Genomic DNA, 14,392 nt, shown 5'->3' with positions numbered 1-14,392 from the left:
CAATAGGCGCCACTTTAGTATCCTTCGGAAATGGGTCGTGGCATGCGGCCATCACGTAGTAAACGCCATGAGCGAACGAACGACTTCTGCAAGCTGGGCGATGGGGATTGTCAAAGCACTGGAAATGGACGGCCTGGACTGCCGGGGTCTGTTCAAGCAGCTAGGGCTCGACTATGCGGCACTGGATGATCCGGATGCGCGCTTCCCGCAAGATTCCATGACACGGCTCTGGCAGCGCGCGGTCGAGGTGTCCGGCAACCCGGCGATAGGCCTGAACATGGGCAAGGTGGTGCGACCGGCGTCCCTGCACGTCGCCGGTTATGCCTTGATGTCCAGCCGGACCCTGGCCGAAGGCTTTCAGCGCCTGGTGCGTTATCAGCGAATCATCGCCGAAAGTGCCGACCTGAGTTTCCGCTTGCTGGATGAAGGCTATGCGTTGGTTCTGACGGTGCATGGCGACCACCTGCCGCCGACCCGACAAAGCGCCGAAGCATCGCTGGCCTGTGCCTTGGCGCTTTGCGGCTGGTTGACCGGGCGCACGCTGCAACCGCGCAAAGTACTACTGCAGGGCGATCTGCCCGTCGATCTCGAACCCTATAAGCAAGCCTTCCATGCCCCGATAATGTTCAACGCGCCGTATGACGCCTTGATCTTCGAACGCGCCGACCTGGAGGCGCCGTTGCCCACCGCCAATGAGGCCATGGCGTTGTTGCACGACCGCTTCGCCGGTGAGTACCTGGCGCGGTTTTCCGAAAGCCGCGTGACCCACAATGCGCGGCAGGTGCTGTGCCGTTTACTGCCCCAGGGCGAACCCAAGCGCGATGCGGTGGCGCAGGCGCTGCACCTGTCGCAACGCACCTTGCAGCGACGCTTGCAGGAAGAGGGCACGAGTTTTCAGATGTTGCTGGATGACACGCGGCGTGAACTGGCCGAGCAATACCTGGCGCAACCGAGCATGACCCTGCTGGAAATTGCCTACCTGCTGGGGTTTGCCGATCCGAGCAACTTCTTCCGCGCCTTCCGACGCTGGTTTGACGCCACCCCCGGCGAATACCGGGCGCGGTTGATGGAAGCCCCCGAGCGGATCAGTGACGCCAGAACGCAGGGATACACAGAACAAACACCGTAATGATCTCCAGCCGGCCCAGTAACATGCCGAACGAGAGAATCCACTTCGCGGCGTCGGGCAGGCTGGTGAAGTTGCCCGCCGGGCCGATCGTTTCGCCCAGCCCCGGGCCGACGCCGGACACTGTACTGGCCGCGCCGGTAAGGGCAGTCATCCAGTCCACGCCGAGCAGCGATAACAGCAGCGCGATGACGCAAATGGTGATGGCGAAAAAAAACGAAAAGGTCAGGATCGAACGCACGATCTCTTCGTCCAGACGGTGGCCGTTGTATTTCTGCTTGATCACCGCGCGCGGGTGAATCAATTGGTTAAGGTTGGCCTTGAGCAGAATGTAGGCCACCTGGAAGCGGAAAATCTTGATCCCGCCAGCGGTTGAACCCGAACAGCCGCCGACAAACCCCAGATAGAAGAACAGCATCAGCGAGAAGTTGCCCCAGAGGCTGTAGTCCCCCAATGCAAAGCCGGTGGTGGTCACCACCGACGTCACGTTCAGCGCCACATGTCGCAACGCCTCCAGCCAATGCAGCTCGGTGGTCCACCAATACCAGGTGCCGAGCACCAGCCAGGTCACCAGCAACATGCCGAGCAAGCCTTGAACCTGTTCATCCTTGATCAGCGCCCGACGGTTACCGCGCAACGTGGCGACATACAGGGTGAATGGCAGGGCGCCGAGAATCATGATGACGATCGCGACCCAATGCACCGCAGGCTCCGGCCACTTGGCCAAAGACTGGTCGGAGGTCGAGAAACCACCGGTGGAAATCGCTGACATCGCATGGTTGATGGCGTCGAACGGGCTCATCCCGGCCCACCAGAACGCCAGGCTGCCGAAAATGGTGATGCCGACGTAGGTCGCAACGATCAAACGCGCCACCATGTGCGAACGAGGCATGACTTTTTCGGAACGGTCCGACGACTCGGTCTGAAACAGCCGCATGCCCCCGATGCGCAGCAATGGCAGAATCGCAACCGCCATGCCGATAAAGCCGATCCCGCCGATCCAGTGCAGCAATGAACGCCATATCAGGATGCCGGGGGACATGCTGTCCAGGCCCGTGAGCACCGTCGCACCGGTGGCGGTGATGCCGGACATGCTTTCGAAGAACGAGTCGGTGTAGCTGATGTTCTGGGTCAGCAGGAACGGCAGGGCGGCGAAGATGCACACCACCAGCCAGCTGCTGACCGTCAACAGGTACATGTCTCGCGGGCGCAGATGGATGTGCTCGGGGCGCCCTGGAATGACCAGGGCCAGGCCGGCGACAAAGGTAATCATGCTGGCCCAGAGGAACGATGTGAGGTCGTTGGTGCGTTCGAAGATCACCAGGGTGGCCATGGGCACGACCATGGAAATGGCCAGCGTGATCAGGAAGATGCCGATGATGAAACCAATGATCCGTAAGGTCGGCAACGCCATGAAGTCCGCTCGGGCTGAATTAGGGAGGGCGCCATTCTACCTGCGGGGCAGGGCATGTAAACCGGCAGCCCCGTGCCGGATACCGCTAGAATAGCCAGACATTTTTTTCAGGAGGTGGCCGATGCAGGCTCTCGACGCTTTGCTCAACCGTGTTTCCGTTCCACGACTGCTCGACCCGGCACCCACCGCCGAGCAACGGGAAGTGCTGTTTGCCGCCGCGATGCGCGCGCCGGACCACGGCCATTTGCAGCCTTGGCGCTTCCTGACAGTCGAAGGCGCGGCGCGCGAGCAAATGGGCGAGTTGCTGGCCGAAGCGGCGAAGCTGCAAGACAGCGAGGTGTCAGAAGCCGCGCTGGACAAGGCCCGTAACGGCCCGCTGCGTGCACCGCTGGTGGTTGTGGTGATTGCCCGTTTGCAGGATCACGTCAAATACCCCAAATCCGAACAATTGTTGGCGGCAGGCTGCGCGGCTCACGGGATTTTGCTGGCCGCTTACGCACAAGGCATTGGCGCGGTATGGCGCACCGGTGAACTGGCTTATTCGGCGCATGTGGCTAAAGGTTTGGGGCTGGCGGAAGGGGAAGAGGTGATTGCGTTCCTTTATCTCGGTACACCGCAGAAAGAACCGCGTGTGGCGGAGAAGGTTGATTTGACCGAGTTCGTCAGTGCCTGGCCGGGTAGTAACTGAGGAAACGATTCCCCTGTGGGAGCGGGCTTGCCCGCGATAGCGGAGTGTCAGGCACTGAGATGTTGAAGGTGCCGCCGCCATCGCGAGCAAGCCCGCTCCCACAGGGTTCAGGGTTGAGCCACAGCCCCCGGCGCCAACGGCAATTCCAGGCTGGCAACAAACCCGCCCTCTGGGTGATTGGCCAGCACCAGGCTGCCGCCATGCCGTTCCGCCGCGCGGCGCGCAATGGCCAGGCCCAAGCCATGCCCGGCCGTTGTCTGGCCCGGCGCCCGATAGAACGGTTCCCCCAACTGATTCAAATGCTCTGCCTCTACACCGGGGCCGTGATCGCGCACGCTGACCACGATCCTGTCGCCCTGGCGCAACGCCTGCATTACGATCGGTTGCCCGACCGGGTTAAAGCGCTGGGCATTGCGCAGCAGGTTATCCACGGCGCGCTCGATCATGGTCGGCCAGCCTCTGAGGTTCAGTTGCGGCTCGGCCTCAAGGCGCACGTTCTGCTCCGGTGAGCCCAGCTGAGCATCTTTTTGCAGGGTATTGAGCAGCGCATTGAGATCCACCTCTTCGGCACTGGCGTTGTCGGCATCGACCCGCGCCAACACCAGGATTTCGCTGATCAGTGCTTCCAGTCGATCGCATTCACGGGTCAGGCGCGGCCAGAGTTTTTCCCGCTCTTCAGGATTGGCCCGCTCGGCCAGTGCCAGCGCAATGCGTAGCCGGGCGAGGGGCGAGCGCAACTCGTGAGACACATCGCGCAGCAATTGCCGCTGGCTGCCGATCAGGCTTTGCAGGCGTGCGCCCATGCGGTTGAAGTCGTTGGCCAGTACACCGAATTCATCGCGCCGATTGGCCAGTTGCGCCAGGCTGTTCTGTTGATACGTCGTTTGCCCCAACTCATGCACCGCGCCGCGTAAACGGCTCAGCGGTCGGGTGATGGAAAAGGTCACCAGCAGGCTGAACAGGGTCAGCACCACCAGGGCGATACCCAGCGCACTCAACGGCCAGAGCAGGCTTTCACGGTGCCAGGCGTCCAGTTCCGGGTGCGGAATGCGGTAGATCAGCAGGTAGGTGTCACCCGTCTTGGCGCTGGTGTATTCATCGGTCAGACGACGCCACGGCAGGCGCCGATCATCGTTTTGCTGCCGTGCCTCGAAGGCTGCTGCACGCCGAGGGAAGGTGCCGCGCACCACCGGGTCCCCGGTCTCGTTGAGCACCTGAACGTCGATGTGATACTGGCGCTTGCGCTGCTCCAGAATGTCTTGTGCGGCTTCTTCGCCCTGACTTTCGTAGGTTTGCGTCCACTGTTCGGCCAGGGTGTTGAGACCCGGGTGGCGACTGAGAATCCACGCGTCCTGGTTGAGCATGTGCCCCAGTAAAATGGAAAGCCCTGCAACCAGAGCGATGGCCAGCCAGAAGCTGGCCAGGATACGCCAGAACAATGAACGCACAGAAATTCCTCGAACAAACGCAATCCATGTGGGAGCGGGCCTGCTCGCGATAGCGTCGGCACATTCAACATCAACGTGACTGAAAGGACGCCATCGCGAGCAGGCTCGCTCCTACATTAAAATCGAGTGGCATCAGACCCAACGGTGATTAGCTGTTGGGTCCAAGGTTGACGCATTATTGCGCTTTTTGCGCTTGCTGCGCTTTCCAGGCCTTGAACTCGGCCCATTCGGCGCGACGCTCAGCTTGTTTCTTCTGGATCTCGTCGAATTGCTTCTGTTGATCCGGTTTCAGCACTGCGCGAACGTCGGCTTCGGCTTTCTGGTGCTTGGCCGCCATCTCGTCTTTCAGGGCTTTCTGATCGGCTGGCGAGAGTTTTTCCAGGTACTTGTCGACCAGTTGCTGACGCTCGTGCATCTGCTCGCCCATGATCTTGCGGATCTGCTCGCGCTGTTCGCGGCTCAGGTCCAGCTGGCTGTAAGGGCCTTTACCGTGCATGCCGTGCATCTGACCGCCGTGACGTGAGCCGTCCATGTGATCACCCATCGGGCTTGCGCCTTCAGGCGTGGCCATGGCAACGGTCGGCAGGGCGGCAGCGAACATCAGAGCGATAAGAGTCTTGCGCATGGTGTATCTCCTTGTCTCGTTCCCGGTACGTTCCGGATGTGTACAGATTACGCAGATCAAGGTCAGCGGCGGTCAGCGGAGCGTAAAGCTTGGGTAAAGAGGGTCTTGTGCCGACCTGACAAAGCTCCATGTGCAGGCACCCGTCTGTGGCGAGGGCGCTTGCTCCCGCTGGACTGCGTAGCAGTCCCGCTTTTGGGGCCGCTTCGCAGCCCAGCGGGAGCAAACGCCCTCGCCACAGGTTGCTCTTATTCGGTTCTTTCTCGGTTCTTACAGGCTGTAGTAGTAACCGCGGCTGCGCAGCGCGACGATGCGCGGACGCCCATCGGGGTGCGGGCCGATTTTTTTGCGCAGATTGCTCACGTGCATGTCCAGGCTGCGGTCGTACAGGGTCAGTTTGCGACCCAGGGCGATTTGCGCCAGCTCCTGTTTATCCAGCGGTTCGCCGGGTTGCTTGAGCAGGGCTTCGAGCAGGCGGCTTTCGGAGACGGTGAGGGTGAACTCCTGTTCATCGATGCTGACCACGCCACGCACCGGGCTGAAGCACAAGTCACCCAGCTCGAGCTGGCTGGAGACTGCCGTCGGATGACTGCGGCGCAACACCGCGCGCAGGCGGGCTGTCAGTTCCCGTGGGTCGCACGGTTTGGCCAGGTAATCGTCGGCACCGAGTTCCAGGCCGAGGATGCGGTCCAGGGGTTCGCCACGGGCCGAGAGCATCAGCACCGGCAAATCCGGATGGTCGCTGCGCAGTTGCTTGAGCAGTTCCAGGCCGCTGCCGTCTGGCAGCATCACGTCCAGCACCACGGCTGCCGGAGACGTCTCGGCCAGCGCGCGACGGGCGCTCTGGCCATCGTGGCAGGCGCGTACCTGAAAGCCTTCCTGGCTCAGCCAGCTACTCAGGAGCTCACACAGCTCCTGGTCATCATCAATTAGTAACAGCTCGCTCATGACTCACTCAATTTAGCCATTGCCTACGTTTTCTAGTGGCACCACTGGCGAAGATACCGCAGAGCAGGGCCAATAGCGCAACTGCGGCTCCGATGACGAACCACTGTTGCTGGTCAGTCAGCAGGCGCGGCAGCGGGTTGCTGGCCTGGGTTTCCTTGAGTTGCAGCTTCAGGCGCTGATTCTCTTGGCGCAACCGGCTCAGCTGGGCGCTTTCGCGTTCGCCATCGGTATTTTGCAGTTGTTTGCTCAGTTCTTCTCGTTGCTGTTCGCTTGCCTTCAAGCGCTGCTGCAACTCGGTGATCTGGCTGCCGGCGCTCAAGGACAGCGGCGTCGAATTAACGCCATTGGCGCTTTCTTCACCGTGGGCGGGCGCCATGATCGACAACGTCACCAACATCAGACACAACGGACCTTTGCGCATCGCAACTCCTGATTCCAATACGAGTATTGGGCAGGTTGTCGGCCGGTAAACGAGAATAATGAGCGATTGAACACGCGATGAGCCGACAAGGCTCACCGTGCGGAAGGATTTTACGGCAGGACTTGCTTGAACGGCTTGACCAAAACATTGGCGTAGACGCCTGCGGCAATGTACGGGTCGGCGTCGGCCCAGGCCTTTGCGGCGCTCAGGGAATCGAATTCAGCAACGATCAGGCTGCCAGTGAAGCCCGCTGCGCCCGGATCATTGCTGTCGACCGCCGGGTGTGGGCCGGCCAATACGATACGACCTTCGCCTTTAAGCACTTGCAGGCGCTCAAGGTGCGCAGGCCGTGCGGCCAGGCGGGCTTCCAGGGAGTTGGCGACGTCTGTGGCAATGATTGCGTAAAGCATGTCAGTCCTCGGTTTTTGGCGTGGTGGTGTCGGCGTCGTGCAAGTGGCGGGACAGGTAGATGCCCTGGCCGACCAGGAACAGCAACGTCATGCCCAGGCTGCCGAAGACCTTGAAGTCGACCCAGTAGCTCTGGAACGTGAACGCAACGAACAGGTTGGCGGCGCCGCAAAACAGGAAAAAAACGATCCAGGCGATGTTCAGACGGGTCCAGACCGGTTCCGGCAGGGTCAGTGCGTGGCCCATGATGCGCTTGATCAGCAGTTGGTCACCGACGAAGTGGCTGCCGATGAACGCGAGAGCGAACAGCCAGTTGACCACCGGGGCTTTCCATTTCAGGAACGTCTCGCTGTGGAACGCCAGGGTCAGGCTGCCGAAGACCAGGCAGGCGATGAGGGTCAGCCACTGGCCTTTCTCCAGCTTGCGCTGCTTGATGAACAGCGTGCCGTAGACCACCAGGGAGCTGATGATCAGCATCGCTGTGGCGCTGTAAATACCACCGACAGTCAGTTGATGGCCGCCAATGTCGACGACCCGTGGATCGATTTTGAAGACGATGAAAAACAGTAGAAGCGGGATGAAGTCGATGAATTGTTTCACAGTGGCAGCCAGAAGCAGGATGTGGCGGCATAATAACAAACATATTGACGCGCGATAGCGTCAGCTGATTTGAGGTGACACAGTCCTGTGAATGTTGATTTGCACTGCCATAGCACGGCTTCCGATGGCGCCCTGGCGCCTGCGGCACTGGTTGCGCGTGCGTTCGAGAAAGGCGTGCGAGTCCTGGCCTTGACCGATCACGACACCCTTGAAGGCCTCGACGAGGCCCGTAGCACCGCGACGGCGCTGGGGATGCAACTGGTCAACGGCGTCGAATTGTCCTGCACTTGGGGCGGGGCGACCATTCATGTGTTGGGCTATGGTTTCGACGTCAATGCCGCGCCGTTGGTCGAGGCCATCGCAAAATTGCACGATGGCCGCTGGCTACGGTCCGAGGAAATAAGCCGCAAGTTGGCGTTGAAAGGCATGCCGGGGGCGCTTGACGGTGCCCGGGCCATTCAGCAGGAACTGGGCGACAGTGGCAACGCGCCGGCCCGTCCGCATTTCGCCGACTGGATGGTGCGTGAAGGTTTCGTCAAGGATCGCGCCGAAGCGTTCCGCAAATGGCTGGGTGCCGGCAAACTGGGAGACGTCAAACAACACTGGCCAACCCTGGAAGACACCGTCGAAACCCTGCGCGCCGCGGGTGCCTGGGTCAGCCTGGCGCATCCCTGGCACTACGATTTCACTCGCAGCAAGCGTCGCCGCCTGATTTCTGACTATATTCAAGCCGGGGGCCACGCGATTGAAGTGGTCAATGGCCATCAACCCGCCGAACAGGTGGGCAGCCTGGCGATTCTTGCCCGCGAATTTGGTCTGCTGGTCAGCGCCGGCAGTGATTTTCATGGCCCTGGAGGCTGGTCCGAGATCGGTGAATACCGCCCGCTCCCGGAGGATCTGCCACCACTGTGGTGTCGATTCAAACATGACCCAATTATTGCCGCCGTCTGAACAGGTAGAGAATGTGAGTCAATTTTTCCAGATTCATCCGGAAAACCCGCAAGCGCGCCTGATCAAACAGGCTGTCGAGATCATCCGCAACGGCGGGGTGGTGATTTATCCCACGGACTCTTCCTACGCCATTGGTTGCCAGATCGGCGACAAGAGCGCCGTGGAGCGCGTGCGCCGGTTGCGTCAGCTGGATGAGAAGCACAACTTCGCGCTGATTTGCAGCGACCTGTCGCAGTTGGGGCTGTTTGCCAAGATCGACACCGGCACCTTCCGCTTGCTCAAAGCTCACTTGCCGGGGCCTTACACCTTCATTCTCAACGCCACCCGGGAAGTTCCGCGGCTATTGCTGCACCCGAAAAAGCGCACCATCGGCCTGCGCGTGCCGAGCCACCCGATTGCTTTGGCGCTGCTCGAAGAACTTGGCGAACCGCTGATGAGCGTGACCCTGATCATGCCCGGCGACACCGACCCGTTGACCGATCCCTACGAAATGCGCCAGTTGCTTGAGCATCAGGTGGACCTGATCATCGACGGCGGTTTCGGCGGGATCAAGGCATCCACCGTGATCAACCTCGCCGACGGCGAGCCGGAAGTCATCCGCGTCGGTTGCGGCGACCCTGCGCCATTCATGGCCGAGGCCTAGATGTCTGCAGTAGAACCCGTCGACAGCCAGGCCGGCGCCCAGCAAGAACTGCCTTTCGCCATGGTCTATGGCCAGGCGGTCATGGAAATGCCGCTGGACCTGTACATTCCGCCGGATGCGCTTGAGGTCTTTCTCGAGGCCTTCGAAGGCCCGCTCGACCTGCTGCTGTACCTGATCCGCAAACAGAACATCAACATCCTCGACATCCCGGTGGCGGAAATCACCCGTCAGTACATGGGCTATGTCGAGTTGATGCAGTCGGTGCGCCTGGAGTTGGCCGCCGAGTACCTGGTGATGGCCGCGATGCTCGCCGAGATCAAATCGCGGATGCTGCTGCCACGGGCCGAAACGATTGAAGACGAAGAAGACGACCCCCGCGCCGAACTGATCCGTCGTCTGCAGGAATACGAACGCTTCAAGGCTGCCGCCGAAGGCATTGATGGCCTGAGCCGCGTTGGCCGCGACGTGGTGGTGCCCAAGCTCGATGCCCCGGAGGCACGCGCGCGCAAGCTGTTGCCGGATGTGCGTCTGGAAGAGTTGCTGATGTCCATGGCCGAGGTCCTGCGCCGCGGCGACATGTTCGAAAGCCACCAGGTCAGCCGCGAGGCATTGTCCACCCGCGAGCGTATGAGCGATGTGCTGGAGCGGCTCAAGGGCGGCGGTTTTGTGCCTTTTGTCGAGCTGTTCACCGCTGAAGAAGGGCGCCTGGGGGTGGTAGTCACCTTTATGGCGATCCTCGAACTGGTCAAGGAATCCTTGGTCGAGCTGGTGCAGAATGAGCCGTTCGCGGCGATCCATGTCCGGGCCCGAGCCGAATAACGAGTTGAATCATGAACCTGACTGAACCCCGCGAGCTGGCGCCACTGCTTGAAGCCTTTCTGTTGGCCTCGGGAAAACCACAATCGCTGGAGCGCCTGTTCGAACTCTTCGAAGAAGGCGAGCGGCCCGAACCGCCGGTTTTCAAGAAAGCGCTGACGATTCTGGCCAAATCCTGCGATGGCCGAGCCTTCGAGTTGAAGGAAGTCGCCTCCGGGTATCGCTTGCAGATCCGCGAAAAATTCGCACCGTGGGTCGGACGCTTGTGGGAAGAGCGGCCGCAGCGTTACTCGCGGGCCATGCTCGAAACCATGGCCCTGATCGCCTATCGCCAGCCGATCACCCGGGGCGAGATCGAAGACGTGCGCGGCGTGGCGGTTAACAGTCACATTGTGAAAACCCTGCTGGAGCGTGAGTGGATCCGCATCGTCGGTTACCGTGACGTGCCCGGCAAGCCGGCGATGTTCGCCACCACCAAGGCATTTCTCGATCATTTCAACCTGAAGAACCTCGACGACCTGCCACCGTTGGCGGAGCTGCGTGAACTGGAACCCGAGCCGATGCTCGAGTTCGATGACGCGCCGGTGCCGGCCGGGTTGCAAGAATTGGCAGATGCCAGCGCCGAACCGGAGGAGCCCAAGGAAGAAACCAGTTTCCATACGTTGCTGCTGGAGCTGGACACCATGGAGGAGGGGCTCAAGACTGACTTTGACGATTTGATGCGCGATGGGGCGGTGACCGAGACTGAAGGGGAGTTGGCAGGACCCGAGCCTGAAATCGAAGTTGAACCTCAGGTCGAAGTTGAAGTTGAAGCTGAAGCTGAAGCTGAACAAGAACAGGAAGATGACATTCTTGGCGTTGCCGAAGCTCGCGAAAAGCTCCTGGCCGCCGTAGCCGCCCTCGAACAGCCGAAACCTGAGCCCGAGCTGACCGACGAAGAAGCCGAAGCCCTGGCTTTGGCAGAAGCCATCGAGGCCGAGCGCCGCCAGTTCGAAGATTGACAAAAACCTGTGGGAGCGAGCCTGCTCGCGATGAGGGCGCGTCAGTCGACATCAATGTTGTCTGATCCACCGCCATCGCGAGCAGGCTCGCTCCCACATTGGTTCTGTATTGAATTCGAGCTTGGTGCCACCGGTCGGCGGAAAAGCCAATAACCTCCCATCGATCAGCTAGTCTCTGATGCGCGAACGCTCCCATGAGCGTATGATTCGCGACCCTTTGGCGATTCCTTCGTCAAACGACCAGATTTCACATCTTCAGGCCAAGGCCTGAACTTGATCACACCGGGAGGTGCCCAGATGAGTATCAACGACCAGAAAGACGACCAGGAAATCGGCCCCGCAGGCGAAAAACTGCAGAAAGTCCTCGCCCGTATCGGCGTCGGCTCGCGCCGTGACGTAGAGGCCTGGATCAGCCACGGCCGCATCAAGGTCAATGGCAAAGACGCCACCCTCGGCCTGCGCGTCGACCTGCATGACGCCATCACCATCGATGGCAAGGTGATCAAGCGCGAAGAAGCCGCCGAGTCGGTACGCCGCGTGATCATGTACAACAAGCCCGACGGCGAAATCTGCACCCGTGTCGACCCGGAAGGCCGTCCGACCGTGTTCGACAAGATGCCGCGCCCGAAAGAAGGTCGCTGGATCAATATCGGTCGTCTGGACATCAACACCACCGGTCTCTTGATGTTCACCACCGACGGTGAGTTGGCCAACCGCCTGATGCACCCTTCCTACGAAATGGACCGTGAATACGCGGTACGTGTACGTGGCGAAGTCGATGACGAGATGATCGAGCGTCTGAAGGCAGGCGTGGTACTCGAAGACGGCCCGGCCAAGTTCACCGACATCAAGCAGGCACCAGGCGGCGAAGGTTTCAACCACTGGTACCACTGCGTGGTGATGGAAGGTCGTAACCGCGAAGTCCGTCGCCTGTGGGAATCCCAGGGCCTGGTGGTCAGCCGCCTGAAGCGCGTGCGTTTCGGTCCGGTGTTCCTCAACTCCGACCTGCCGATGGGTCGCTGGCGCGAAATGAGCCAGTACGAAGTCGACATTCTCAGTGCCGAAGTCGGTCTGACCCCGGTGGCGATGCCGCAGATGAACGCCAAGAGCAAGGACAAGCTCGATCGTATGCAGCGTAAATCGTCGCGTCCGATGGGCAAGACCGAGCGCGTGCGCACGTTGCGTCCAGCTGCTGGTGCGACCGCTGCCAGCCCACGCGAATCCCGCGAGCCACAGATCGAAGGCGAGCGCCCGGCCCGTAAGCCAGCGCCACGTCAGGACGGCGAGCGCGGCCCACGCACTCCACGTCCGGCCAACGGGCGCACTGAGCGTGGCGAAGGCCGTGGCGCTCCGTCCGGTGGTCGTAGCGACCGCGGCGCGCCTGCCGGCCGTGGTACGCCGGTGGCAGACCGCCCGGCCGACACCAAGCGTCCGGCCAAGCCGGCGCCGAAGAAACGCCCAGGCATCGTGCTGGTCGACCGTGACGCGCCATCGGGCAAGCGCCGCGGCGCACCAGCCGGTTCCGGCCAGCGTCCGGGCTTCGGTCGTCGCAAGCCTGAGTAATCGGTAAGCGCTCCATGAAAAACGCCATCCTTCGAGGATGGCGTTTTTTTTGGGCTGGTTTTAGTGATGGGGTGTTTGTAAGTCAGTCATCGCGGGCAAGCCCGCTCCCACAGGTGACCGAGTTGTTTCATAGGAATGCGATCAGTGTGGGAGCGAGGCTTGCCCGCGAAGGCGTCCTCGGCATCACTGCAGAATCTTGGGCTAAAAGACAAACCGTCCGTTAAACACCGGCTCATCATCCAGCGCCAACACGCCACTGGAGAAGATCAGGTCCAGATGATGGCTACCCTTGGCGCCACCGCCCAGCCCCAGGTGCAAGCCGCAATGGCGCTCCTCGAACCCGGCATTGCGCGCATACAACGCTTTCACGCCTTCATTGGTGCCGATCCCCAGCTCCTCGATCCGTCGATTGGACGGATTGGCGTCCAGGTACTTGTTGAAGTCATGCTCCAGTCCCGGCACATCGGTGGCGATTTTGCTGATGGTCGAGCTCTCGATCCACAACTCCAGCGGTGACGTCAGTACGCCGTACTTGCGGGCAAACGGAATTGTGCCGAGGAACGTTCCCATAAACTTCACCCGGCCATTAATGGCCTCGCTATGGGTGGCGATCTCGCCGGGGGCCAGATCGAAGTTGCCGATACCGTTGATGTCGGTCCATTTCTTGATACTGTTCAATGGCGTTTCGAACCACGAGCCATGATCATCTTTGAAACTCAAGGTGGTGGCGTGGGACATGCGCTGGATCAAGTGCCTGTTCAATCCGGCAATTCGCTGCGGGGTGACACTGAAGGTGTCGTAGAAGTAGTCGCCGTAATCCTTGAACAGCAGCGACTTCTTCCAGTTTTCTGCCATGACGCCTTGCAGCGCACGGACAAAGTCCGGGCCGTCGGGACGCGGGTTGGGCAGGGTGGAAGAGTCATAGAAGAAAATGTACAGATCGCTGTCCGCAATCGCCTGAACCAGCAATTGGGTGGGTTCGAGGTCCAGGCGCATTGCGCTGAAGCTGAACCGTGGGCTGTTACCGGCTTGCTCGGCAATGGCGCCGGTCAGTGCCTCGTAGTCAGCGGTGTGGCCGAGCAAGACCTTTGCCGGGTTGACACCGGCAACGGCAGGGTGATGTTCGAGGTAGTAAAGGAAATGCGAAATGGCGCGCTGCTTATCCATGTAGTCCTCCCTGACAAACCGAGAAAGAGGCGGGTACGACCGGCCGGATCGTGCCCGTCGGAATACCTTACAAAGGCCACATCGCCGTGCCGAACGGAACAACCGCATCGGCTTGCATCATTTCAACGGCGGCCTCATGGGTCGGTGCTTCAAACCAATCGTCCAGTTGCAGTTCAGTGTCCAAGTCTTTGTCCAGTGCTTGCATGGTGAATCTCCTAGATGACTTCTTTTGGTAAGAACAGCTTCGGTAAGAACAGCGGCGCGTTTTTCGCTCGTTGAAGAGCGCGTCAACTTGTCGGTCGATGCGGCTCGGCGAGTTGCTGCAAACCTAGTTCACAGATTTTTGGAATGCAAAAAAATAATCAAACAATTTTCATTTGAACTATTTATTCCGTTTTTCGAAAGCGAACTTTTTAATAGAAAACAGAAAACTAGGTCGGGTATTTACTTAGCAAGCTTCCTATCGTCAATTTACAGTCAGAGAGTCTCTGGATCTGGTTTGGAAAATTTGCGTTACGCCTTGTAAACAAAACCTTACGAAAAGCCCGCTCAAACCCCGTGGAATGCCGCTGGGGA

Annotated in this window: 16 protein-coding genes; 7 read left to right on the top strand and 9 right to left on the bottom strand. The window is 60.2% G+C overall.

Annotated elements, in window-relative coordinates; all coding sequences use genetic code 11:
* The first annotated feature begins 67 nt into the window (after nucleotides 1-67).
* On the top strand, nucleotides 68-1,129 hold the full coding sequence (locus AACY49_RS00930; RefSeq protein ID WP_320391524.1) for an AraC family transcriptional regulator: 1,062 nt from the start codon (nucleotides 68-70) through the stop codon (nucleotides 1,127-1,129).
* Here the strand turns inward: AACY49_RS00930 and AACY49_RS00925 are convergent.
* A complete protein-coding gene (locus tag AACY49_RS00925; protein WP_339521388.1) occupies nucleotides 1,086-2,540 on the bottom strand; it encodes a TrkH family potassium uptake protein in 1,455 nt (484 codons plus the stop codon). The two genes, AACY49_RS00930 and AACY49_RS00925, sit on opposite strands and share 44 nt — an antisense overlap.
* A 121-nt stretch (nucleotides 2,541-2,661) precedes the next feature.
* On the opposite strand from AACY49_RS00925, the gene AACY49_RS00920 reads away from it, so the two are divergent.
* The gene (locus AACY49_RS00920) at nucleotides 2,662-3,228 is read left to right on the top strand and encodes an NAD(P)H nitroreductase (RefSeq protein WP_339521387.1); all 567 of its coding nucleotides are present in this window, start codon (nucleotides 2,662-2,664) and stop codon (nucleotides 3,226-3,228) included.
* Nucleotides 3,229-3,335: 107 nt separating this feature from the next.
* Here the strand turns inward: AACY49_RS00920 and AACY49_RS00915 are convergent, their stop codons facing one another.
* From AACY49_RS00915 to AACY49_RS00890, 6 genes are all read right to left on the bottom strand, one after another.
* Nucleotides 3,336-4,676, bottom strand: coding sequence for a sensor histidine kinase (locus AACY49_RS00915; RefSeq protein WP_339521386.1), 1,341 nt, complete (start codon nucleotides 4,674-4,676; stop codon nucleotides 3,336-3,338).
* A 175-nt stretch (nucleotides 4,677-4,851) separates the two neighbouring features.
* Nucleotides 4,852-5,301, bottom strand: coding sequence for a Spy/CpxP family protein refolding chaperone (locus tag AACY49_RS00910; RefSeq protein ID WP_339521385.1), 450 nt, complete (start codon nucleotides 5,299-5,301; stop codon nucleotides 4,852-4,854).
* 267 nt (nucleotides 5,302-5,568) lie between these two features.
* On the bottom strand, nucleotides 5,569-6,246 hold the full coding sequence (locus AACY49_RS00905) for a response regulator transcription factor (protein ID WP_008010984.1): 678 nt from the start codon (nucleotides 6,244-6,246) through the stop codon (nucleotides 5,569-5,571).
* A 7-nt stretch (nucleotides 6,247-6,253) separates the two neighbouring features.
* A complete protein-coding gene (locus AACY49_RS00900; RefSeq protein WP_258697004.1) occupies nucleotides 6,254-6,667 on the bottom strand; it encodes a translation initiation factor 2 in 414 nt (137 codons plus the stop codon).
* 110 nt (nucleotides 6,668-6,777) lie between these two features.
* The gene (locus AACY49_RS00895) at nucleotides 6,778-7,077 is read right to left on the bottom strand and encodes a YciI family protein (RefSeq protein ID WP_008010986.1); all 300 of its coding nucleotides are present in this window, start codon (nucleotides 7,075-7,077) and stop codon (nucleotides 6,778-6,780) included.
* Nucleotide 7,078: 1 nt separating this feature from the next.
* Complete coding sequence (locus AACY49_RS00890) at nucleotides 7,079-7,675, bottom strand: septation protein A (RefSeq protein ID WP_258697002.1); 597 nt, start codon at nucleotides 7,673-7,675, stop codon at nucleotides 7,079-7,081.
* Between the two features lie 87 nt (nucleotides 7,676-7,762).
* On the opposite strand from AACY49_RS00890, the gene AACY49_RS00885 reads away from it, so the two are divergent.
* The 5 genes from AACY49_RS00885 (at nucleotide 7,763) to rluB (ending at nucleotide 12,649) form a co-directional block, all read left to right on the top strand.
* Nucleotides 7,763-8,626, top strand: a complete 864-nt coding sequence (locus tag AACY49_RS00885; protein ID WP_258697001.1) for a PHP domain-containing protein — start codon at nucleotides 7,763-7,765, stop codon at nucleotides 8,624-8,626.
* A 13-nt stretch (nucleotides 8,627-8,639) separates the two neighbouring features.
* Nucleotides 8,640-9,269 carry an L-threonylcarbamoyladenylate synthase gene (locus AACY49_RS00880; protein WP_258697000.1) on the top strand — a complete coding sequence of 210 codons (630 nt, stop codon included), beginning with the start codon at nucleotides 8,640-8,642 and terminating at the stop codon, nucleotides 9,267-9,269.
* A 60-nt stretch (nucleotides 9,270-9,329) separates the two neighbouring features.
* On the top strand, nucleotides 9,330-10,088 hold the full coding sequence (locus AACY49_RS00875; RefSeq protein ID WP_258700775.1) for a segregation and condensation protein A: 759 nt from the start codon (nucleotides 9,330-9,332) through the stop codon (nucleotides 10,086-10,088).
* A gap of 11 nt (nucleotides 10,089-10,099) precedes the next feature.
* Nucleotides 10,100-11,086, top strand: coding sequence for an SMC-Scp complex subunit ScpB (gene scpB, locus AACY49_RS00870; protein WP_339521384.1), 987 nt, complete (start codon nucleotides 10,100-10,102; stop codon nucleotides 11,084-11,086).
* 297 nt (nucleotides 11,087-11,383) lie between these two features.
* Complete coding sequence (gene rluB / locus AACY49_RS00865) at nucleotides 11,384-12,649, top strand: 23S rRNA pseudouridine(2605) synthase RluB (RefSeq protein WP_258696998.1); 1,266 nt, start codon at nucleotides 11,384-11,386, stop codon at nucleotides 12,647-12,649.
* 201 nt (nucleotides 12,650-12,850) lie between these two features.
* On the opposite strand, the gene AACY49_RS00860 is transcribed toward rluB, so the two are convergent.
* Together AACY49_RS00860 and AACY49_RS00855 are read right to left on the bottom strand one after the other, a co-directional pair.
* A complete protein-coding gene (locus AACY49_RS00860; RefSeq protein WP_339521383.1) occupies nucleotides 12,851-13,816 on the bottom strand; it encodes a leucyl aminopeptidase in 966 nt (321 codons plus the stop codon).
* Between the two features lie 67 nt (nucleotides 13,817-13,883).
* On the bottom strand, nucleotides 13,884-14,021 hold the full coding sequence (locus AACY49_RS00855; RefSeq protein WP_007938535.1) for a hypothetical protein: 138 nt from the start codon (nucleotides 14,019-14,021) through the stop codon (nucleotides 13,884-13,886).
* Nucleotides 14,022-14,392 lie beyond the last annotated feature (371 nt).

Source organism: Pseudomonas sp. EL_65y_Pfl2_R96, from assembly GCF_963970905.1.
Classification (GTDB): Bacteria; Pseudomonadota; Gammaproteobacteria; order Pseudomonadales; family Pseudomonadaceae; genus Aquipseudomonas.
The sequence above is the reverse complement of the archived record's forward strand: the minus strand, read 5'-3'. Positions and strand labels throughout refer to the sequence as shown.

Coding starts and splice junctions, on each gene's coding strand:
- AACY49_RS00900 (WP_258697004.1), bottom strand. CDS start 6,667: ATGCGCAAAGGTCCGTTGTGTCTGATGTTGGTGACGTTGTCGATCATG.
- AACY49_RS00925 (WP_339521388.1), bottom strand. CDS start 2,540: ATGGCGTTGCCGACCTTACGGATCATTGGTTTCATCATCGGCATCTTC.
- AACY49_RS00860 (WP_339521383.1), bottom strand. CDS start 13,816: ATGGATAAGCAGCGCGCCATTTCGCATTTCCTTTACTACCTCGAACAT.
- AACY49_RS00855 (WP_007938535.1), bottom strand. CDS start 14,021: ATGCAAGCACTGGACAAAGACTTGGACACTGAACTGCAACTGGACGAT.
- AACY49_RS00905 (WP_008010984.1), bottom strand. CDS start 6,246: ATGAGCGAGCTGTTACTAATTGATGATGACCAGGAGCTGTGTGAGCTC.
- AACY49_RS00930 (WP_320391524.1), top strand. CDS start 68: ATGAGCGAACGAACGACTTCTGCAAGCTGGGCGATGGGGATTGTCAAA.
- scpB (WP_339521384.1), top strand. CDS start 10,100: ATGAACCTGACTGAACCCCGCGAGCTGGCGCCACTGCTTGAAGCCTTT.
- AACY49_RS00920 (WP_339521387.1), top strand. CDS start 2,662: ATGCAGGCTCTCGACGCTTTGCTCAACCGTGTTTCCGTTCCACGACTG.
- AACY49_RS00895 (WP_008010986.1), bottom strand. CDS start 7,077: ATGCTTTACGCAATCATTGCCACAGACGTCGCCAACTCCCTGGAAGCC.
- rluB (WP_258696998.1), top strand. CDS start 11,384: ATGAGTATCAACGACCAGAAAGACGACCAGGAAATCGGCCCCGCAGGC.
- AACY49_RS00910 (WP_339521385.1), bottom strand. CDS start 5,301: ATGCGCAAGACTCTTATCGCTCTGATGTTCGCTGCCGCCCTGCCGACC.
- AACY49_RS00875 (WP_258700775.1), top strand. CDS start 9,330: ATGGTCTATGGCCAGGCGGTCATGGAAATGCCGCTGGACCTGTACATT.